Here is a 21,554-nt window from a genome sequence, read left to right on the forward strand (position 1 = left end):
GTTTCGTCGACGTGTTCGAGACCGTCTCCATAATTGGCGATTTTTACGTTTGTGCAATTCGGCGAACGGCAAGGCTTCCTCGGCAGACGATGCTTTTGACACATATCGCCCCGCCGTCGCCGACCGCTCGATTGTCGCTCGAAAAAAGTTGAAGTAATTTTTTCCACCTTTTACCTGCGGAGATGTCAATCCGTCAAGCATTTGGTCAGAAATTGGTCAAGTAGCGGCTGATACGGTCGGCGTCGACAGCCAAAACCGATAGAAGTTTTGGCCCCAGAAGCAGGGAGGTTCCCATGGCATATTACTGGCCCCAGTACGGCGTCGCCATCGAGGTCGACGACGATCCCTATCTCCTGCCTTTCGACGAAGAGGCGTTCCCCGATACGGCGGTCTACCACGTCACCACCGATGTTATCTGCGACCCCGAGTCGTTCTCGGCGCTCGCCCACCACATCGCGCGTATCCACGACATCGAGCTCCCTCACGACTTTGACGAGCTCATCTACTCACGCCGCCTGATGCTTCACATGCTCTTTGGAGCGGACCCGTCCACGTTCGCACGTGTCTACACCACCAAGGACGCCGCATGAGTGCGAAGAAGCCGCCCCGCCTCGCAGGACTGGGGCGTCGCAAGAAACTCGTCGTTGTCTGTCTGGCTATCGTCTGCGCCCTCATCGCCGTAGGGCTATACGCCTGGCAGTCGCAGCCCGTGCCCGAAGCGGGCGCCTCAGTCACGACGGCAGAGGGTAAATCGCGACAAGAAATCCAAGATGAGCTCGATGCCATCGTCCGCGACAACATGATGACGATTTCGGTCGCGCCGGTCGCTCAGCTACAGGAGGACGGCAAGCTGCGCGTCAACGTGCAAAACGTCCAAGACAATAAATTTCCCCAGCGATTCCGCGTCATCCAAAACGACGAGACCATGTACGAATCCGGTGTGGTCGAGACCGGCAAGACAATCGAGACGTGCCCCGCCGGCGACATCAAAGAAGGCGAGGCATACATCGAGATCCAGGCACTCGATGCCAAGACCCTCGACAGCCACGGCAATCCGACACGTGTCAAGGTACGGGTTGAGCAAGCCGAGAACTAGCTTTTTCGGCCGACGCGGCACCGCACGCAATTCACCAGCATTCGTCCAATCATCGCGGGGACGGCCCGCGGCGAATAGAAAGGAACGACCATGGACATCACCAGGAACATGAACGGAGCCAGAGCGCTCGTCGTGGGCGCAGGGCTCGCGCTCGCGCTCGCAATGGGCGCCGCCCCGACGCCAGCTCTGGCAGCCGGGCGCGTTGGAACCACGAAAGTAATGGTCAGGACCGAGATCGACAACGTAGAGTTCAAAGTTCCAACGGTTATTCCCTTCGTCGCCAAGGCCGACGGCACGCTTCAGGGCCCCTCAGAAGACGCGACCACCATCGACAACCATTCGGCCTACGGCATCCATGTCACTAACATGAAGATCGACGCCATGAACACCTGGACCATTGCCGCCGACGCCAAGGCCGGAACCGCGCAGAACTCCATCGACTTTAAGGTCGGCCCCGACGGCGCACTCCAGAACGCCAGCGCCGCAATGCAGGGGACGGGCCTCGATCTTTCCAAGAATGCAGCCTTCGACATGGGCTACCAGGGCATTGCCGGCGGCACGGACAAAATTAAGCTCAAGACAAGCGGAAACGTCGCCCGCGTCACGCGCGACATCTTCCACGTAACCGGCGAAGGCGATCAGGTTGCAACGATCACCTGGACGGTCGAGCCCGGTGCGCACACGGCATAAGGCCGTCGCCCTGGCCACCGCCGTCAGTATCCTAGCGTTTGGGCCAGCCATGGCCTTTGCCCAGCAAGAACAGGCACAGGCCGCCACGCAAGTGACGGTCGACCTCTCGGAGCTCGACCGCGGCGGCCGCGAGGAACCGTTGGCTCAGACAGGCGACAGACGATGGCTCTTGGCAGCAGGCGCCACAGCAGCAGGTGCGGGAACCACCGGCCTCGGTCTGCACATCAAACGCAGCCAGAAACGAAACACGGACAGGCCGCATTAAATTAGCTAAGGAGACCCCATGGCATCGAAGAACCTTTTGCCCGTCGTCGCACTCTGCGGCGCGCTCGCAACCGGAACGCCTGTCGCCGTTTGGGCGACTCCCGTCATGGCGGGCTCCTTACCAGCAGCCTTAAGTTCCGCACCAAATCCGTCGAGCGCCATTGCGTGCGAGCGTTTTTCGATCGCACAGGCCGCAATCTCAACCTCGGGATGCCTTCGTCGTAATACGGACGGCTCGATAGTCGTGGATATCAAGCGTTCGAACAAGGCAAACGGCTCCCAGGCGGGGTGCGCTGTCTGCACATGGCGCTCGGTTGTGCTCGATGCAGATGGCGATCCATGCAATTTAGAGCTGCGCATCGACATCGCTTCGGTCGATGACTCGGCGAACGGAGCGAAGGTCGCCTTCGACGGTGCGTTTTTTGAGAAAGGAGGCGGTATATGTCTGGGTTGCGCCGCCGCGAATGCAGACGATGTGCAGCCCACCCTCTCATTCACGGCATCGCTGCGGCTGACCAAGGCGGGCACCGATGCCATCGCGGCGGGAGAAGCATCCCTGCTGTTCTACGCCGCCAGTACCGAAGACACAGACATTCATTTCGAGAAGCCGGCCGGATCACTCAGCCTTACACGAGGGATAGAGGCAGGGCCTATTGAAATCGATGCCCACGCGCAAAGCAGGCAACGCATTCTTGCCGACCCGGCGCTTCTCGAGATGGAGTGGAACGGATCCGGAGCCGTCGGGATTGTCCCCTCCGCGCTTGACGCCAAGACGCTCCCCTCAGACGACGAACCCATCAACGCAACCGTACAAGAAGAGAGCACGGACAAAGAAGCAGGTGCGGGCGACACGCCGTCGCCGACAAGCAGCGTACCAGCTTCTTTCGAAGCACCGAATGAGCCCGCTACCGGTCCAAACGATCCCGAGCTCGCGGACAGTCTGGGGCTTGCTGATCCTCAGGAGATCGATGAAGGTAACTGCTGCGTGCTTGCCGCCCTCGACCACACAGAGGTCATCGACGCCGCGAACATCGAAGTTGCCGCCGCCAATCAGCCCGTCCGCAAGTCGGCCATCATCGCATTTCCTGAATCCATCGAAGTCGTCTTTTTGCCATCGGGCGAGGTCGTGGCCCCAACACTGCTCACCTTGTTGGGCGCCAAGAATACTCGAAACGAAATTAAAAAGGTCACGGTTGTCGACCCTGCAACCACCGCTAAACTGCGTCTATACGCCGTTGCCCCAGACGGAAGCAAGACCTTGGAATTCGATGGCGACACACTTCTAGCCTGGCGACGTCTGGACATTATGCAAGACGTTTCGTATCAGATCGAACTCGAAGGGTTTGATCGTGCCCGCGATGCCAATATCATCGCCGCGGCTATTGAATCCCCACAGCGGCTTATGACACTGCGCTTTGACTACTATCCCTATGTCCCGACAACCACCTGAGGCTTAAATGCTGCGCATCATTCCTAATACCACTTATATAACGTATTAGATGAGTCGCGATGTGCCTCGCATTTCGTTCTGCTACGATTGCCACGTTGGCATCAATACAGGAGGGCTCATGCCGGGCTTGGGAACAATCATCAACGTTGCGCTTTTAGTTGCGGGCGGTCTTTTGGGATTAGCGGGCGGCCGCTTCATTACACCGCGCATCCAAGACACGCTCATGAAAGCATCGGGGCTGTGCGTCCTGTTTATCGGCCTGGGCGGCACCATGCAAAAGATGCTCATCATCGATGGAAAGGCGCTAGCGACCACCGGTACCACCATGCTCATCGTCTCATTTGCGCTCGGTTCGCTCATCGGCGAGGCCATCAACTTGGAGGCCGCCATCGAGAACCTTGGCGAATGGCTCAAGCGCAAGACTGGCAGTGAGGGCGATAACGAGTTCACCAACGCTTTTGTCTCGACTTCACTCACCGTGTGCATCGGCGCCATGGCCATTGTGGGATCGATCCAGGACGGCCTGCTCGGCGACTGGTCAACGCTTGCCCTCAAGGGCGCACTGGACTGCATCATCGTCTGCACCATGACGGCCTCGCTTGGCCGCGGCTGCATCTTCTCCGCCCTGCCCGTCGCCGTGTTCCAGGGGACGATCACGTTGTTTGCCGGCGCGCTCTCCCCCATCATGACCACAGCTGCCCTCAACAGCCTTTCGCTCGTAGGCTCCATGCTCATCTTCTGCGTCGGCGTCAACCTCATCCGTCCTCAGACCTTCCGCACGGCCAATATGCTTCCCTCCGTCGTCATCGCCGTCATCTACGCCCTCCTGTTCTAAATCTATCAACGCAGCGGTATCTCGAACATCTGTTTGATGCTGTGCTATGATATGAGGTCACCGTAGCTGTGTTCGAGAGGAGGAGCGGTGGCCGACCAGGACATCAAGATGCTCATCGAGCGCATCATGGCCGAGGCCCGGACCCATCAGTCCGCCCGCTTCTCAAACGAAACCTACGCAGACGAGCCGATTCTCAAAACCGGCCGACAGATGCAGAACTTCCTCCCCGACCAATACCGCAAGATGCGTGAGATATCGCGTTGGCAAGAAGACCCAAAGGGCGGCGCGGGCCGTTGGCTTTCGGAAGCCGAACTTTTCTACCGCCAAGGCCTGCTGATGGCCGACTTTGAGGACGACTGTCCCTACAACGGCACCTTTAAGTCGTACTTTCCCACCTACAACGCCATGAGCGACCGGCAGTTGCGCGGCTACTTTACCTGGCGTGCCCAAGTGCGCCGCGGGAATATCGAGGAGACATCGACCTCGTTTGCCTTCTTGTATCTCTACGAGCTGATCTGCGGCATTGGCGTAGATGATCCGCTCGATGGTTTTAACAAGATCAAGGCTTTTTGGGATGTCTATCGCGCCTTCGAGCCCGGCATCGACCGGTTTGCGCGCGTGTGGCTGCAGGACTACGCCGTGTTCCACGGGCTCGACCCCAAGCTGCTTCGTGACTCTAAAACCGTCATGTTCGATAACGCCCTTATCGAGCTGCGGCGCGCGGCACGAGACCTTGTACCAGCACCGGCACCGTCGGACCAGGCGCCCAAGCGTCGCAAGGCCTCCGAGCCCACGCTCCCCCTTCCGCCCGACGAGGCGCGCGAGGAACGACTCATGGCCGCCATCAATGCCCTCTCCACGTACAACCTAAGTAACTCGCGGCTCGACCGCAGCCACCACCGCGATCTGCGCCACGTGGCGTGCGCCGCGTATGTCCGCATGACGCGCTACTATGACACGCACCGAAAGACTGGCATCATGGCGAGTTTATTTGGGGAGGAGACGGCCATGCCCTACACCATGTTTGCGTCGGCCGTATTCTTTGCGCCCGAGCGCCACGAGGACTGCGAATATCGCCTGGACCCCATTCACGTCTACCGCTGCCAAAACGGGTTTTGGGAATGCATGCGCATTCACGGCAGCAGACAAAAAAGTAGCAAGCTCGGTGAGATGATGCGCGCCTGCGACCAGCGCCTACGCCTGGCCCTGGACCCCGCCCATCCCCTTAAGGAAGAGAAGGTCCCCAAATATCTGGCCAAGATTATCGATGACGAGATTGTGGCATGGCTTTCATGGGATGCCGCACATCAGCCCGTCAAGATCGATATCGACCTGAGCCAGCTGGGGCACATTCGGAGCGCCGCCGCACAAACGCGCGAGGCGCTTTTGATCGACGAGGAGCGCGAAGACAGCACGCTTGCAGATGCCGAGACAGCGGACTCAGGGCAACCGGAAGCCGAGCCCGCGACCGCCGCGACGGTCGAGGCGGTCGCGGCGGCCGCAGGGCAGGACGAGGACGACGAGCCGACCATATCCACCGAACAGTTTGGCGTCGTGGCACCGCTTCTCGTGCCGACGCCCACGTCCGCAGCAACTGCCTCCGCTGACGCTGCGAACGAACTCGCACCAGCCGCAGCCGTCTATCTGCGCGCACTGCTCGAGCAGAACACGGCGCAGGCGGCGTCGGCGGTTGAGAGGTCGGGGCAGAGCGAGGACATGCTCGTCGATACCATCAACGAGGCGCTCTTTGACCTGGTGGGCGACACCGTAATTGAATTTAGCGCGGCAGGGCCGCAGATTATCGAGGACTACGAAGCAGACGTGAGAGGATACCTAGACCATGAGTGATACCGCATCCGCAGCACCTCGCGTGCCCAAGCGCGTCGCTGCCGTCATTCTCAACTCGCTCAAGGGCGGCGTGGTCCCGCGCATCGGCCTTCCTTACATCACCGTAGGGCGCGAGGTCGAGATCCGCGCCCTGCTCACCGATCTGAGTCTCATCGCCGACGGTGGCGCGAGCTTCCGCTTTCTGGTCGGTCGTTACGGCGCCGGCAAGAGCTTTTTGCTCCAGACCATCCGCACGCACGCCATGGGCGAGGGATTCGTCGTCGCTGATGCCGACCTGTCGCCCGAGCGCCGCCTGCAGGGCGGTCAGGGACAGGGCCTTGCCACCTACCGCGAGCTCATCCGCAATATATCGACCAAGACGCGCCCCGAGGGCGGTGCGCTCAACCTTATTCTGGATCGCTGGGTCGCCTCGTGTGCCGACGTCGACGAGTCGGTCGTCAATGCCCAACTGGCCCCGCTCGAGGAGATGGTCCACGGCTTCGACTTCACCCGCATGCTCCGCCGCTATCGCATGGCCGCATCCGGGGGCGACGAAGAGGCCATGAGCCGCGTGACCAAATGGATTCGCGGCGAATACCGCACCAAGAGCGAGGCACGCGCCGAGCTGGGCTCCTCGACCATCATCAGCGATGACGACTGGTACGACTACGTTAAGCTCATTGCGCGCTTTTTGGTCTGCAGCGGCTACAAGGGCATGCTGGTGCTCATCGACGAGCTCGTGAATCTGTATAAGATTCCCAACGCCATCACGCGCCAATACAACTACGAGAAGATCCTGACTATGTACAACGACACGCTCCAGGGCAAGGCGCAGTACCTGGGCATGATCATGGGCGGCACGCCAACCTCCATCGAAGACCGCCGCCGCGGCGTGTTCTCCTACGAGGCCCTGCGCAGCCGACTCGCTCAGGGTCGCTTTGCGCGCGAGGACCTTAAGGACATGCTCGCGCCCATCATCCGCCTGCAGCCACTCACCTATGAAGAGTTGCTGGTGCTCATCGAAAAACTCATGCAGATCCATGCCGGCTACTTTGGCTGGACACCCACGCTTACCGAAAACGACTTGGTGGACTTTCTCAAGATTGAGTTTGGCCGCGTGGGGGCCGACACGCATCTGACGCCCCGCGAGGTCATCCGCGACTTTATCGAACTGCTCGATATCCTGTGTCAAAACCCCGATGCTAACGTGGCCGAGCTGCTGCAAAGCGTCGGCGGCGACGCGTTGGCGCCGGCAACCGCAACAGGCGACACCGATACCGCAGGCGGCGACCGTAACTTCGCCGAATTCACCATCTAACCTGCCAATAAGCGACAGGTTTATTTTGGCAGGTTTTATCTGGGCAAACGTTGAGACTGTAATGCAGCAAGCCGTTGTCGGCAGCGTTGAGAGATTCGTTGTTGAAAGGAGGCCCCGTGAACGCCTTTGACCGCTACGCCCCGTTTATCCAAGACTTCATCTACTCCCACGATTGGGAGAGCCTACGCTCTATCCAGGTTGCAGCAGCTGATGCCATCTTTAACACGCAAGATAATGTGCTCCTGACGGCATCCACGGCTTCCGGCAAAACCGAGGCAGCCTTCTTTCCCATCCTGACCGAGTTTTGGGAGAACCCGCCCGCAAGCGTGGGCGCCCTCTACATTGGCCCCCTCAAGGCGCTCATCAACGACCAATTCGTCCGCCTCAACGACCTGTGCGAAGAAGCCGATATCCCCGTCTGGCACTGGCATGGCGATGTCTCGCAATCACACAAGGCCAAACTCATCAAAAAACCGAGCGGCATCCTACAGATTACGCCCGAGTCGCTCGAGGCGCTCCTGATCCATAAGCACATGGCGATCCCGCGCATGTTTTGCGACCTGCGCTATGTGGTTATCGACGAAGTCCATTCGCTCATGCGCGGCGACCGCGGCGGGCAGACGCTCTGTCTTATCGAGCGCCTCTCGCGCATGGCAGGCGTGCAGCCCCGCCGCATTGGCCTTTCGGCCACCATCGGCGACCCCGAGCGCACGGGCGCCTTTCTCTCGCAGGGAACGGGGCGCGACTGCGTTATCCCCCGCTTTGAGGAACCGCACCGCGTGTGGCGCATCTCCATGGAGCACTTCTACAACTCGGGCCCCCAGGCTCAGCAACGAGGATTCGTAGGCACAGGTCCACAAGAAGCCGAGGTGCTTGCTTGCGAGCGTATTGAGACGGCGGCGCCCGCGGCGCTGCCCGCATCCGGACAAGACATGTGCCACAGCGGACAGCTTACACAGGAAGAACACCGTCAACGTCGTGAGCAGGCGCGGGGCAAGGCCGCTCCCAAAGACCGTCGCACTTCCTCGGCCCCCGAGGGCGAAGTCGACATCCCACGAGCGACCGAGCAGGCGCTTCTCAACCCCACCGACACGGCGCCCGACAACGCCGACCCCGGCATGGGCTATATCTTTGAGCATACGCGCGGCCGCAAATGCCTGGTCTTTGCCAACTCGCGCGAGGAGGCAGAGGCCGTGTGCTCCATGCTGCGCAGCTACTGCGAGAGCCGGCACGAGCCCGACCGTTTTCTCATCCATCACGGCAATCTTTCGGCATCGCTACGCGAGACGGCCGAGGAGCTCATGCGCGACGAGGAGCAGACGCAGACAACCGTCACCACCTCTACGTTGGAGCTCGGTATCGATATCGGCCGCCTGGAGCGCGCCTTCCAGATTGACGCGCCGTTTACCGTTAGCTCCTTTTTGCAGCGCATGGGGCGCACGGGCCGTCGCGATCTTCCGCCCGAGATGTGGTTTGTCATGCGCGAGGAAGAGCCCGAGCCGCGCACGATGATGCCCGAAACCATTCCCTGGAAGCTCCTGCAGGGTATCGCGCTCGTACAACTCTATCGCGAGGAAAAGTGGGTCGAGCCACCCAAGCTCGATCGTCTCCCCTACAGCCTGCTCTATCACCAGACTATGTCGACCCTCACCAGCACCGGCGAGCTCACGCCGGCCGAACTTGCCCAGCGCGTGCTCACGCTCAGCTATTTCCACCGTGTCTCGGCAGACGATTACCGCGTGCTGCTACGTCACCTCATTAAGATCGACCATATCCAGGTCACCGAAGGTGGCGGGCTCATCGTGGGTCTCGCGGGCGAGCGCATCATCAACAACTTTAAGTTCTACGCCGTGTTCCAGGAAAACGAGGAGTTTACCGTCCGGAGCGAATCGGCCGAGCTGGGCACGATCGTTAATCCGCCCCCGCCCGGTGAGCGCATCGCCATCGCCGGACACTGTTGGATTGTCGAGGAAGTGGACTGGAAGCGCCACACTGTCTTTGCCACGCAGGTCAAGGGCCGGGTGCCGGCCTACTTTGGCGACTGCCCCGGCGACATTAACACGCATGTGCTCGAGCGCATGCGCAAGGCGCTCAACGAGCACGCGACATATCCGTACCTTATGGGTAACGCACGGGCCCGCTTGGCGCAGGCTCGTCATACCGCCGAGATTTCGGGGGCGGGAACCAAGCCGCTCATTAACCTGGGCGGCGATACCTGGGTGCTCTTCCCCTGGCTGGGCAGCTACGCCTTTTTGGCGCTCGAGCGCATGCTCAAGATTAAATGTGCCGCGGAGCTGGGCCTTCGCGGGCTCGATCCGTCACGCCCGTACTTTATGCAGTTTAAGATGAAGGCCGACGAGGAGACGTTCTTTGAGGTGCTCGCCGCCGAGGCCGAAAAGGACTTCGATCCCATCGAGCTCGTCTATCCTGGCGAGGTGCCTTACTTTGACCGCTACGACGAGTTTGTTCCCGAAGAGCTCGTGCGCAAGGGCTTTGCCGAAGGCGTGCTCGACATCGAGGGTATGAAGCAGCGCGTTCTCGGCTGGCGCGACCACGCCTAAGACCAGTCTTTTTTGGGACGGGGAGACTTACTTGTCGTGAAGGACGGTGCCGAGGAAGTCGGTGTCGAAGGGCACGGCTTCGGCAAAGGCGTAGTCGCCGTCGCTGGCGATGAGCAGGTAGTTCTCCTCGCCGCCGAACTCCGTATCGCCACAAGGCGCCACCCAAGCGCGGTTGAACACCTCAAGTGCCGTGGCAACGCAATCGCGCAGGAACGTCACATCGCTCCCCTCGTTTGCGCTCACGATATTGGCAACGTAGATGCCGCCGGCATTCAGGCTGCCCCGCACCAGGCGCAGCGCCTCAACGGTCGCCAGCTCGCGCACAGGCTCGGCACCGCCAAAGCAGTCGCTCACAACGACGTCGTAGCGACGATGGCCCACGCTCGTCACACCCAGATACGAGCGAGCCTCGGCGGTAATCACCCGCAGGCGATCGCCCACCGTGTGCTCCAGTTCATCCAGATAGAACCAACGGCGCGCCAAGCGCGTTATCTCTCCGTCATACTCGATGACGTCCATACGCAAGCCCTCATGCGACAACAGTGCAAACTTGGGATAGGAAAACCCACCGCCGCCGAGCATAAGCATGCGGTCGATGCCGTGACCATAAGCGTCGCGCATTGCATCCTCGGCCTCAAACACATCGTCAAATGCACGATAGTACGCAAAGGCCGGCTCCGCCCAACGATCGCCAACATAGCTCGCGCTTTGGTAGACGCCGCCCTGCACGAGCACACGGACCTCGTCACCGCCCTCATTGTGCATGCGCTTCACCCGCGCCAGCCCGTTGCGGGTCCTCGCGACCTGCAAACAGGCAGCGCGAACAGCGACGGCGGCCGCACCAAGCGCCGCGGCTCCCAGGGCAACGCCGGCAACGACGCCGGCAGAAACACTTGGCTTGTTCATCTAGAGCTCCTTCTGCAGATAGAGTCCATGGTCATAAAACCCAAGATGGCGATAGTACTCGCGCGTACCAATCGCGCTGATCACGTTGATGTGCGTATAACCGGCATCCCGAGCTATCTGGCACGCACGCTCCACGAGCAAACGTCCCAATCCATGGTGCTGCGCCGCCTGACCCTGGTCGCCCACGCGCGCCGCCATACCGTACACGTGCACCTCGCGAATCATCGCCTCGTCCGGCGTCGTCGGCAGCTCGTCCACATGCGCGGCAACAAAAGCGCGATCGGGCAGCGACAACCGCAAAAAGCCCGCGATCTTGCCCCGCGGCGTCACCCATTGCAAAAAGTGCTCGTAAGTCACCGGCGTCTCGTACGCCACTTCCTCATCAAGGGTCAACTCGTCCAGGTCGGCACCCGCCGTGCTGATCTCGCGATAGCGAATCTCACGCACCGTCGCACCGTCACCCCGAGCAGCCAGGCGGTTCTCGACGAGCTGACGTAGGTTGGGCTTCTTGTTGCCCACCATGATGTCGTCGGAGCTAAAGTCGCGAATCATACGGCTGATGCGGCAGAACGCCGGCGTCACCACGATGTCGTCGGCCAGCACATCGAGCAGCTCTTCCTCGGTATAGGGGCGCCACTCGCCACGCTCATAGCAGCCCACCAGACGCGAGCCCTCGATGAGCGCACACGGGTAAACCTTGACCTCGTCGGGCATAAAGGCCCCTTCGGTCATAAAGCGCTCGTAGTCGCGCTTGTCCCCCTCGGGCGTGGCGCCCAGCAAGTTGAGCATAAAATGCGCGTGGATCTTAAAGCCAAACAGGCGCGCAAGCGAAAACGCCCGCTCGATCTGCGCCACCGAAATGCGACGCTCGTTGATATCGAGCAAATGCTGGTCGAGGCTCTGGATACCCATCTGAATCTTGGTGCAGCCCAGACGGCGGATAAGCGTGAGGGCCTGCGGCGTTACGGCATCGGGGCGCGTCTCGATAACGAGTCCCACCACGCGATGCTTCGCCGTCTCGTTGATGCGCTGCTGACGCTCGAGCTCCTCCATCGTTGCCGTCTGCCACTCGGTGACCTCGCCCCACGGCGTACCGGGGCCGTACAGACGACGCACCGCACGGTTGTAGCCGCCCACGGCAACATCCACACGCTCCTGCTCGTCGGCAACGCCGGCAGCGAGCTTGGCCTCGTCTGTCGCAATGCCGGCAGCCCGATAGCGCTCGCGGCGCTCTGTTACCACCGGCGGCAGGGCATCGGCGGGAGCGTCATCGAGCAGGCGCCCCGCCTCGGCACGGCTGATGCCCGGACGCGCCAACATGGGGTTTGCCGCCACGCCCGCCACCGCATCATCATTGAGCGCACGGAAGAGCTCCGACATAAACCATGCCTGATACCCTTGCGAATAGTCGCTCCAGGTACCGCCGAGCACGATGAGCTCGATCTTGTCGGTCGCATGCCCCATCTGCGAAAGCGCCGTCAAACGGGCGCTCACCTGCAGATACGGATCGAAGCAGTTTTGCTCCGCACGGGCGCACGCCGGCTCGGCGTGCAGGTAGCTTTTGGGCATGCGCAGATCGTTGGGGCAAAACAGGCAATCGCCCGAGCATGGCCAGGGCTTGGTGATGACGGTAATGGTCGCCACGCCCGAGGCCGTTCGGCGCGGCTTCATACGCAGCACCTGCAGCAGTTGGCGTTCCAGATCGGCATCGACATTCCATCCAGCCCAACGAGCCGGCTCCTCGCGCTTCACCCGCTGGTAAAACGGCAGCAGGCGGCGCTTGGCCAAATCGCGTTTGTCGGCGCCCTCACGGCGCGCCTCGGCATGTATCAGCTTGACGAGTGCCTTGTCGTCCACGGTCTCGCCGCGACGCAGAGCCTCGAGTATGTTCAAAATAATCTGTTCCATGCCCCCATTGTAAAGGCAAAGGCGCCGGAGCCAGTCACGGCCCCGGCGCCTCCATCAAAGAGCATGCCTATATGCACCGATCTCCGAAAACCGCATGTCACACCGATTCGAACGACATGTCGCCCGAACCGACCTTAAAACGATACGTTGCAGACTTGTCACCGTTGTCGAATTCAGCATTCAATATGGTCTCGCCATCGTAGCCAAGCGGAAGGAAATCGCTCTCAAAGTCACCGCTGCCCACGGTGAGGCTCGCCTTAAAGCCCGTAGAGTTCGGAACCGATATCTCCACATCGCCCGAGCCCACGCTTACGTCCATCGACTTCGCGGGGGCCTGGTAGAGCTCGAACGCCACATCGCCCGAACCGACCTCGGCATCCAAGGTGTCGGTTACGGTGCCCGCAAACTCGATGTCTCCCGAGTCCAAAGTCAAGTTGAGGTCATGACACGCAATGTCCGTGACCGTCAGATCGCCCGATCCTACATTCGCTGTAATGCCCACCATGTTATCGGCAACTTCGCGCGGCAGTTCGACGGTAACCGTGCGGTCAATGGCGCGCTCGTCATCGCAATCGAACTGGCGAATCTTGAGCGCAGAACCCTTAACCTCGGCCAGATTCTGAGTGGCAGCATCGTAGGTAGCTACCCCCTTTGCAACACGACCGCTCTCGATGACACGCACCTGCCCGCCGGAAACGCACTTGATCTCAACCTCACCCGATGTCACATCCAGGTCAAGGGACTGGAATGAGTCGGCATCAAACGTTTCGCTCGAAAGCTGCCGAGACTGAGCGGAATAGTTACCGCCATCCAAAGAATCGTCCCCGTCAACCACATCGTCCATACCGGACAAACCGGATGCAATATCGCCGAGATCCCACGGGCCATCAAAATGAAACAATATCCGCGAAGTGCCAAAGATAAGCCCGATGATGAGCACGAACGCTCCGATACCGACGCCCAGGCGGACCTTGGACTCATGCGAGAGCTTCATCATTCATCACCTTCTTTGGCGCTCGGCTCAGCGGCGGTCGAGGAAGCCACGTCAGTATCAACCGCAGCGGAAACATCCTGAGCCTTAGCCGCCTCCGGCGCCGGACCAACCTGAATATCCCCGCGTGCCCAATCGCCATCGAGCGCACGCGCCACCCAGTGATAGATGGGGATTGTAAAGAAGATCAGCGCGGCAAAGGAGCCACCAAACAGGAACATCAGCAAAAAGAACAGCAGCCAGCACACGGCCCAATACGGAAACGACTGGAACGGACCTTTCACCGGAGTCGAGCCAGCTGCGCCGCCACTCGTCACCTGCGCCGTAGCGGCATTGGCGGCCTGCGCGCTCCAGCTTGCCGCTTGCGCCGCCTTGGCGGCGGCATCACTCGCCTGTGTTGCCGCCTCGGTAGCACGTGCCGCTGCCTCATGGGTACGGGCGCGCTCCGCTGCCTCGGCCTCGCGCTGACGGGCGCGGTCCTCGTTCTCAAACTCGATATCGTCCTCGATCTCATCGCTCGGATTAAGGAGCTCATCCAAACTCACGCCATAGAGTTTTGCGAGCGAGATCAGGTTCTCGGTATCGGGCGAGCTCTCCGCACGCTCCCATTTACTGACCGCCTGGCGCGACAGCCCCAGCTTTCGCGCCAGCCCTTCTTGGCTAAAACCCTTGCTGCGACGAAGGTCGGCGAGCCGCTGCGCAGTTTCTACATTCATGGTTCCTCCTATGCGATGCCAGCCGTGCCGCCGGACCGTTTTTGTTCTTAAGGCGCCTTGCACAGTTAAAAATCTATCCGCCACCGCCAAAAGCATGCCACCTATTCTAGTGAGATTTTTGACAACCGGCGGTTGCGGGCATATATGAGCTGCGGAAATGTGTCCAAACAAAGCAATGACCCGCAGCTCGGTTGTCCCCGTTGCGGCGTTAACGGTAGTATGGTCGTACTGTTTATTCCGCACCGCCAACGGAGGGAGTTCCGCGCCGTGAACCGCGATTTCGCCTCATCGCTCATTCAGCTCAACAATACGTTCTATCGCGAGCACTCCGCCTCCTTCTCCGATACGCGCCAGGCACCGTGGCCCGGCTGGGTACGCACCATGGACATAGCGCTCGAGCAGCTCGACGTCGCCACGATCGAGCATCCCGTCCGCGTCTTCGATCTTGCCTGCGGCAACATGCGATTCGAGAACTTTGCCGCCGGCGGCGCACTTTCCGCCAAGGGCGTCGACGGCGCAAACCCCTCGGCAGACGCCAGTTGCCCGTTTGAGTTCTATGGTGTTGACTCGTGTCAGGATTTGGCTATCGATGCGCACGGTCACGCCCTGCGCATTCCCAACCTGCACTTCCAGGAACTCGACGTACTCGATGCCCTCATGAAGCTCAACCCCGCCGAGACACCCGACGTGCTTTTCGACGCCCCGCTCGCCGACATCTCGGTCTGCTTTGGCTTTATGCACCACGTGCCGTCGTGCGAGTACCGCGTACGCGTGCTCGACGCCTTGGTGCGTCAGACGCGCCCGGGTGGCATCATCGCCATCAGCTTTTGGGAGTTTATGAACGACGAGCGCATGGCGCGCAAGGCCGTTCGCGCCGAGGCCCGTGCCGAGCTCACCCCGCCGTTTGAGGGTTACGATTCCGCGCAGTTTGAAGCCGGCGACCACCTCATCGGCTGGCAAAACGACCGCCACGCCTACCGCTATTGCCATCACTTTGACGATCAGCAGATCACCGACCTGGTGCGCGGCGTGCGTACGTTCTACAAGAGTGGCGAGGTCCCCGTGCGCGAGCTTGAGCGCTTCCATGCCGACGGTCGCAGCGGCGAGCTCAACCGCTACGTGATTCTCAAGCGTCTGTAGGCACCGACGACTCGCCGCCGAGCCGCGCCGCATCTTTTGGGTAAGCTATGCCCATCCGTTTTCCAACCCACCGACGGAACGCGCAGCCACGCGTTCCATACGTATGACCAAGGAGCCTCATGGGAGCCGTCCACGTTCGCACGCCCAAGAACTTTGTGCTCGAGGAGCGCCTGGAGCGCTACGCCGATGCGATTGAGACGAGCCCCGAGGCCTATGCCGAAGATTGGCGCGAGGCTTGCGCGCCAGTTGGCAGCAAGCCCTTCGAACACCTTCACCTGGATCTTGGCTGCGGCAAGGGAACGTACCTTGTAGAGCGCGCGGCCCACGAGCCAAACGCCCTCTTTATCGGCATGGACCAGGAGCCCATCTGCATCGCCTATGCCGCGCAGAAAATCTGCGAGCAAGAGCTATCCAACGCGCTCGTCCTGCCCCGAGGTGCCGCATCGCTGCCGCAGCTATTTGCCGCAGGCGAGCTCGATGCCATCACCATCAACTTTCCCACGCCGCAGCCCAAGGCCAAGTACGCCAAAAAGCGACTCGTCCATGTCGACCACCTAATGCTGTACCGTCCGCTCTTTTCAGCCGGTGCCACCGTCACACTGCGAACCGACAGTAAGCCATTGCGCGACTACGCCTTGGGGCAGTTTGCCGCGGCCGGCTACGATACACTTTGGGTAAGTGACGACGTTCGCCGCGACCATCCCGAGCATCCCGAGACCGAGTACGAGTGCCGCACGCGCGAAATGGGTGCCGTCGTCTATGGCATTTGCGCCACACCCGGCGCGCAGCCCACCGACGAACAGCTCACAGCGGGTCGCATGCAGGAGCAAAGTCTTGCCTGCTACCTGCCCGATAACCTCGATGAGCTCACCTATGTGCCTCTGGGCATGGAAGAAGCCGTCGAGAACTTTAGAAACCGCGCCCGCAAGGGCAAGAAGCGCTTACCGCAGGAGTCCTAGGGGCTTCTGATGGTCGCGGCATCGGCAGACAAGCGCAAATAAGCGCCAGCGAACGATCCTCAGACCTAAGTGAGTAGACTTTTTAGCAATAGCCAAGCACAACCCGCATAGCGAAAACTAAAACCGCAGGTAGAGCCCTTGCGCAAAAGCCATGTGCTCGCGATATTGCAAAAAGTCTACTCACTTAGCTGGCAACTGCACCAAACGGCTGGGCAGAACGCCCATTTCCTGCATTTTCTCGCGCGCTGGCACCCCGCGCCGCCGCTACGCCATAATAGTTGGCGGACAATCGCGAGAGAAAGTACCCCCACATGGCACAGGCCACGATAGATACCGCCGCCAGCACCGTCTCTGGCGCCGGCGCCGCCAGCTCATTCTCGGGCGGCACGGGAACCGAGGCAGAGTTCGGCTCGCTCGGCGCGCTCTCCCCCGCTTGGTGGGAGCCCGAGGATGGCAGCGAGCCCGAACCGTGGCTCACGCCCGATCAGGCCTTCGAGCGCTTCTTTGAATGGACGAGCGACCGCGGCATCGAGCTGTGGGATCACCAAGAAGAGGCCCTCATGGACCTGGCTGCCGGCGATCACGTCATTTTGGGCACACCGACCGGATCGGGCAAGTCGCTTGTCGCGCTGGGCATGCTCTTTATGGGCATGGCGCAGGGCAAGCGCTGCTATTACACGGCCCCCATCAAGGCCTTGGTCAGCGAAAAGTTCTTCGACCTGGTACAGGTGCTCGGCCGCGATAACGTCGGTATGATCACCGGCGACACGCATATCAATACCAAAGCGCCCGTCATCTGCTGCACGGCAGAGATCCTTGCTAACGACGCACTGCGCGAGGGCGAAGATGCCGATGTGGGCTGCGTCGCCATGGACGAGTTCCACTACTTTGCCGACCCCGATCGCGGTTGGGCCTGGCAGGTACCGCTGCTCACCCTGCCTCACACACAATTCATGCTCATGAGCGCCACGCTCGGCGATGTCACCGCGATCGCCGCCTCACTCGAGGAGCACACCGGCGCCGCGTGCGATCTGGTCGTCGATGCCCCACGCCCCGTGCCGCTGAGCTACGACTACGTGACGACCTCGCTCGAGGGCACCGTCGAGCTCGCAATGCGCCGCGGCGAGGCCCCGCTCTACATCGTGCACTTTAGCCAGGACGCCGCACTTGCGACGGCGCAATCCCTCGCCAACTTTGGTATTGCCAGCAAGGAGCAGCGCGAGGCCATCAAGGAGGCGGCCAAGGGCACGAGCTTCTCGACGGCCTTTGGCAAGATTCTTAAGCGCTTGCTCGGATGCGGCGTCGGCGTGCACCATGCTGGCATGTTGCCGCGCTATCGTCTGCTGGCCGAGCGCTTGGCACAACAGGGCCTGTTGCCCGTCATCTGCGGCACCGATACGCTCGGCGTCGGCATCAACGTGCCCATCCATACCGTGGTGCTCACCGCGCTCACCAAGTTCGACGGCTACAAGATGCGTCGTCTGCGCGCCCGCGAGTTTCATCAGATTGCCGGTCGCGCCGGCCGCTCGGGCTTCGATACCGAGGGCATGGTGATTGCCGAGGCACCCGAGCACGAGATCGAGAATGCCAAGCTCATGGCCAAGGCGGGCGACGACCCCAAGAAGCTCCGCAAGATTAAAAAGAAGAAGGCCCCCGAGGGCTTTGTCACCTGGAACAAGCAGACCTTTGAGCGCCTGATCGAGACGCAGCCCGAAACGCTCAAGCCGCGCCTTCGCATCACACACTCCATGGTGATTAGCGTGGTCGAACAGGGCGGCGACGCCCGTGCCCGCGTGCACGACCTCATCGAGACGAGCCTGCAAACGCCCGAGGAAAAGGCAAAGCTCGAGGTTCGCGCCGACGAAATCTTCGCCACGCTCATCGATTCCGGTGTCGTCGTTCGCACCGAGGTGCTGCCCGCACCCGACGCTCCGGCTGACGCCGCGCCGGACATCGACTACGCGCTGACGGTCGACCTGCCCGAGGACTTTGTGCTCGATCAGCCGCTCTCGCCGTTCTTGCTCGCCGCGTTGGAGCTGCTCGATCCCGAGAGCGAGACCTATACCATGGATTTAATCTCAATGGTCGAGGCGACGCTCGAAGATCCCAAGCAAGTGCTGCGTGCGCAGGAGCGTGCCGCACGCGATCGAGCTATGGCCGAGATGAAGGCCGACGGCATCGAGTATGAGGAGCGTCTGGAGCGCATTCAAGACGTCACGTACGAAAAGCCGCTCGAGGATTTGCTCGACGCCGCTTTTGACAAGTACTGCCAGGAAGTACCCTGGGCAAACGACTACCAGCTCTCTCCCAAGAGCGTCCTGCGCGATATGCTGGAAAGCGCGAGCGATTTTAAGGGCTACATTCAAAAGCTCGGCATCGCCCGCTCCGAGGGCATTTTGCTGCGCTACCTGGCAGAGGCTTACCGTTCGCTCGACCGCACCGTACCCATCGAGAAGCGCGACGAGCGCCTGCGCGACATTATCTCGTGGCTGGGCTTTGTGGTGCGCTCGGTCGACTCGAGCCTGGTGGACGAGTGGGAGAACGCCGGCAACCCGGCAGCCCTCGACGCCGCGCCGCCGCAGGGCATCGACGAGGTCGTGGCGGACCGTCGCGGCTGCACGCTGTTGGTGCGCAACGCGCTCTTCCGCCGCGTGACTCTTGCCGCCCGCGAGCATGTGCGCGACCTGGGCGAACTCGACGACGACTGGGGCATGAGCGAGATCCGCTGGCAAAAAGCACTCGACGCTTACCACGAGCAGCACGAGGAGATTCTCACCGACGGCGACGCGCGCTCCTCTGCTATGTTCTCGATCGACGAGTCCGACGAGAAGGCGCTCCACGTGTGGCACGTGCACCAGATTTTTGCCGACGAGGACGGCGACCACGACTTTGGCATCATGGGCGATGTCGATCTGGACGCCACGCAAGACGGTGGCGAGGTCATCTTCAAGAACTACCGCGTCGGTTTTATCGAGGATTTGCTCGAGGATTAGCCAAGCATATTGGGACGAAACGAAGCGGGGCTGTTGGCAACATCGCCAGCAGCCCCGCTTTTTCACTATCCGCTATGCCTTACTCGGCATCCTCGACCTCATACGAATCCGCCTCGGCTGGCTCCTCGTTTGTCTCTGGCGCAGCCTCGCGCGCCTCGTCAAACGCTGCCTTCATGGTCTTGTTGCCCCATGTGAGCTTGCGAATGGTAAGCTCATCGGCCTTGTTGTGGGCCAAGCGTAGGTTCTCGGTGCTGCGGCGCAAGTCGTCCTTGGTCTTCTCGAGCTGCTTAATGGCGGCATCGATCTCCTTGATTGCCGACTCGAATTGCTTGCTCGCCAGGTTGTAGTTGCGCGAGAAGCCATCCTTGAACTTCTCCATCTTGGCTTCGAAGTTCGTGACATCGATATTCTGCTGTTTGTACTCCGCCAGTTCCTGCTTATAGCGAAGCGAACCCATAGCGGCGTTGCGAAGGAGCGTAATCATGGGGATGAAGAACTGCGGGCGGATCACGTACATCTTCTCATAGCGGTAACTCACGTCGACGATACCCGCGTTATAGAGGTCACTCTCGGGCTCCAGCAGGGTGCAGAGCACCGCATACTCGCAGCCTTTCTGGCGGCGATCGTGATCGAGTTTCTTAAAGAAATCCTCGTTCTTGTGTTTGGTCGCGGTCTCGTCGTTCTCGTTTTTCATCTCGAACATGATCGAAATGATCTCGTTGCCGCTCTCGTCACACTCGCGGAAGATAAAGTCGCCCTTGGTACCCTCGGATGCATCGTTATCCTTCTCGAAATACGCGTTGGGAAACGCCGTCATGCGCAGGCGGTTAAACTCGGTCTCGCAGTGCTGCTCGAGCGACTCGCCCACCATCTTGGTGGACAGGCGGACCTTCATGTCCTTAAGGCGCTCAATCTCTTCATCCTTGTAGCGAATCAGCTCCTCGTTCGCGCGCTTGGTCTGCGCAAGTTCGAGCTCGTGTGCCGCCTTGGCCTGCTCCTCGCGTGAATCGCGCACCGCCAGCTCACTCGTGAGCTTGGCGCGGGCCTCGTCACGCTCACGCTCCGCCGCGGCGACCGCCGCCGATAGGTTCATCTTGGCCGTCAGTTCCTGTTCGCGCAGCTGAGCACGCAGACCCTCGGCCTCCTGCTCGGACTGAGCCTTTGCGACGGAAAACTTCTCCTGAACCTTCGCGCGATAGTCAGCAAGCGTACGTTCGGCCTCGCTGCGAGCGGCCTCGAGCTCACGCTGCGACTCGGCCGCAGCAGCAGCAAGCGCCATCTCCTGGGCCTTGTCCGCCGCGGCGAGCCTGGCTTGCAGCTCGGCAATCTGGGCATCACGCGCGGCTACATCGTTTTGAGCAGCGTTGCGCGCCGCCGACTCGGCAAGCTTGGCTTCATCATCCTTGCGTCCCAGCTGCGCACGCAAATTGTCGATCTCACGCTGGAGCTCGGCGTTCTCCTTTTGAGCATCGGCACGGGCCTCGACCGCCGCGCGCTGGCTTGCGCTCTCGCGCTCTGCGGCAGCGCCCTCGAGCTTGGCGCGTAGCTCGGCAAGCTCGGCATCGCGCTTGGCGACTTCTTGCGCCAGCTGTTGAGCCGCAGCGTTCTTCTGCTCTACGAGCTCAGCGTCGCGCTGAGACTCTGCCTTTTGCAAGGCAGCCGTCGAACGCGAGCGCTCAAGCTCCAGCGCCTGCTCGCCTTCGCGCTGGACTGCCTTCACGCGCTCGTCCAGGTCGCGCGAGAACTCGGCATCGCGCACCTGTTTGACGATATCCGCATAGCCGGACGCATCGACCTTAAACACTTCGCCGCAATGCGGGCACTTGATCTCGTTCATGGCAGCTCCTCGATGGACGAAAATTTAAACCGTCTACACTCTACCGCGCCGCGCGGACAAAAA

17 protein-coding genes are annotated in these 21,554 nt (G+C 60.9%); 11 read left to right on the plus strand and 6 right to left on the minus strand.

Features of this window, described 5'->3' with window-relative positions; genetic code table 11:
- Positions 1 to 293: 293 nt before the first annotated feature.
- The 3 genes from DW171_RS06155 to DW171_RS06165 all read left to right on the plus strand — a co-directional run bounded on the left by DW171_RS06155 (position 294) and on the right by DW171_RS06165 (position 1,786).
- Positions 294 to 590, plus strand: a complete 297-nt coding sequence (locus DW171_RS06155; RefSeq protein WP_089573322.1) for a hypothetical protein — start codon at positions 294 to 296, stop codon at positions 588 to 590.
- Entirely contained in the window at positions 587 to 1,096 is a 510-nt protein-coding gene (locus tag DW171_RS06160) for a hypothetical protein (protein ID WP_099431401.1), read from the plus strand. The genes DW171_RS06155 and DW171_RS06160 overlap by 4 nt, the downstream gene beginning before the upstream one ends.
- Before the next feature lie 90 nt (positions 1,097 to 1,186).
- Positions 1,187 to 1,786 (plus strand): hypothetical protein, encoded by a 600-nt coding sequence (locus DW171_RS06165; protein ID WP_117855242.1) that lies wholly within the window; start codon positions 1,187 to 1,189, stop codon positions 1,784 to 1,786.
- 31 nt (positions 1,787 to 1,817) lie between these two features.
- Here the strand turns inward: DW171_RS06165 and DW171_RS10075 are convergent, their stop codons facing one another.
- Positions 1,818 to 2,048, minus strand: a complete 231-nt coding sequence (locus DW171_RS10075; protein WP_147345464.1) for a hypothetical protein — start codon at positions 2,046 to 2,048, stop codon at positions 1,818 to 1,820.
- Between the two features lie 21 nt (positions 2,049 to 2,069).
- Here DW171_RS10075 and DW171_RS06175 point away from each other — a divergent pair, with 21 nt between their 5' ends.
- From DW171_RS06175 to DW171_RS06195, 5 genes are all read left to right on the plus strand, one after another.
- Positions 2,070 to 3,500 carry a hypothetical protein gene (locus tag DW171_RS06175; RefSeq protein ID WP_118270730.1) on the plus strand — a complete coding sequence of 477 codons (1,431 nt, stop codon included), beginning with the start codon at positions 2,070 to 2,072 and terminating at the stop codon, positions 3,498 to 3,500.
- Positions 3,501 to 3,618: 118 nt separating this feature from the next.
- Positions 3,619 to 4,335 (plus strand): DUF554 domain-containing protein, encoded by a 717-nt coding sequence (locus DW171_RS06180; protein WP_172622415.1) that lies wholly within the window; start codon positions 3,619 to 3,621, stop codon positions 4,333 to 4,335.
- An 87-nt stretch (positions 4,336 to 4,422) separates the two neighbouring features.
- A complete protein-coding gene (locus tag DW171_RS06185) occupies positions 4,423 to 6,183 on the plus strand; it encodes a TerB N-terminal domain-containing protein (RefSeq protein ID WP_233539117.1) in 1,761 nt (586 codons plus the stop codon).
- Positions 6,176 to 7,480: an ATP-binding protein gene (locus DW171_RS06190; protein ID WP_117563507.1), complete on the plus strand. Its 1,305-nt coding sequence runs from the start codon at positions 6,176 to 6,178 to the stop codon at positions 7,478 to 7,480. The genes DW171_RS06185 and DW171_RS06190 overlap by 8 nt, the downstream gene beginning before the upstream one ends.
- Positions 7,481 to 7,596: 116 nt before the next feature.
- Positions 7,597 to 10,041 (plus strand): DEAD/DEAH box helicase, encoded by a 2,445-nt coding sequence (locus tag DW171_RS06195; protein ID WP_117563508.1) that lies wholly within the window; start codon positions 7,597 to 7,599, stop codon positions 10,039 to 10,041.
- A 27-nt stretch (positions 10,042 to 10,068) separates the two neighbouring features.
- Here the strand turns inward: DW171_RS06195 and DW171_RS06200 are convergent, their stop codons facing one another.
- From DW171_RS06200 to DW171_RS06215, 4 genes are all read right to left on the minus strand, one after another.
- Complete coding sequence (locus DW171_RS06200) at positions 10,069 to 10,947, minus strand: spermidine synthase (protein ID WP_117563509.1); 879 nt, start codon at positions 10,945 to 10,947, stop codon at positions 10,069 to 10,071.
- Complete coding sequence (locus DW171_RS06205) at positions 10,948 to 12,855, minus strand: elongator complex protein 3 (RefSeq protein ID WP_117840168.1); 1,908 nt, start codon at positions 12,853 to 12,855, stop codon at positions 10,948 to 10,950.
- Positions 12,856 to 12,952: 97 nt separating this feature from the next.
- Positions 12,953 to 13,849, minus strand: a complete 897-nt coding sequence (locus DW171_RS06210; RefSeq protein ID WP_158549067.1) for a DUF4097 family beta strand repeat-containing protein — start codon at positions 13,847 to 13,849, stop codon at positions 12,953 to 12,955.
- Positions 13,849 to 14,562, minus strand: coding sequence for a helix-turn-helix domain-containing protein (locus tag DW171_RS06215; protein ID WP_117640543.1), 714 nt, complete (start codon positions 14,560 to 14,562; stop codon positions 13,849 to 13,851). The genes DW171_RS06210 and DW171_RS06215 overlap by 1 nt, the downstream gene beginning before the upstream one ends.
- 267 nt (positions 14,563 to 14,829) lie before the next feature.
- On the opposite strand from DW171_RS06215, the gene DW171_RS06220 reads away from it, so the two are divergent.
- The 3 genes from DW171_RS06220 (at position 14,830) to DW171_RS06230 (ending at position 19,654) form a co-directional block, all read left to right on the plus strand.
- Complete coding sequence (locus tag DW171_RS06220) at positions 14,830 to 15,702, plus strand: hypothetical protein (RefSeq protein WP_118270731.1); 873 nt, start codon at positions 14,830 to 14,832, stop codon at positions 15,700 to 15,702.
- Between the two features lie 119 nt (positions 15,703 to 15,821).
- Positions 15,822 to 16,661 (plus strand): tRNA (guanosine(46)-N(7))-methyltransferase TrmB, encoded by an 840-nt coding sequence (locus DW171_RS06225; RefSeq protein ID WP_118270732.1) that lies wholly within the window; start codon positions 15,822 to 15,824, stop codon positions 16,659 to 16,661.
- 311 nt (positions 16,662 to 16,972) lie between these two features.
- The gene (locus tag DW171_RS06230; RefSeq protein ID WP_118270733.1) at positions 16,973 to 19,654 is read left to right on the plus strand and encodes an RNA helicase; all 2,682 of its coding nucleotides are present in this window, start codon (positions 16,973 to 16,975) and stop codon (positions 19,652 to 19,654) included.
- A 79-nt stretch (positions 19,655 to 19,733) separates the two neighbouring features.
- On the opposite strand, the gene DW171_RS06235 is transcribed toward DW171_RS06230, so the two are convergent.
- Positions 19,734 to 21,491 carry a DUF2130 domain-containing protein gene (locus DW171_RS06235; RefSeq protein WP_118270734.1) on the minus strand — a complete coding sequence of 586 codons (1,758 nt, stop codon included), beginning with the start codon at positions 21,489 to 21,491 and terminating at the stop codon, positions 19,734 to 19,736.
- Positions 21,492 to 21,554: the final 63 nt, after the last annotated feature.

This window comes from Collinsella sp. AM15-2, from assembly GCF_003471985.1.
Classification (GTDB): domain Bacteria; phylum Actinomycetota; class Coriobacteriia; order Coriobacteriales; family Coriobacteriaceae; genus Collinsella.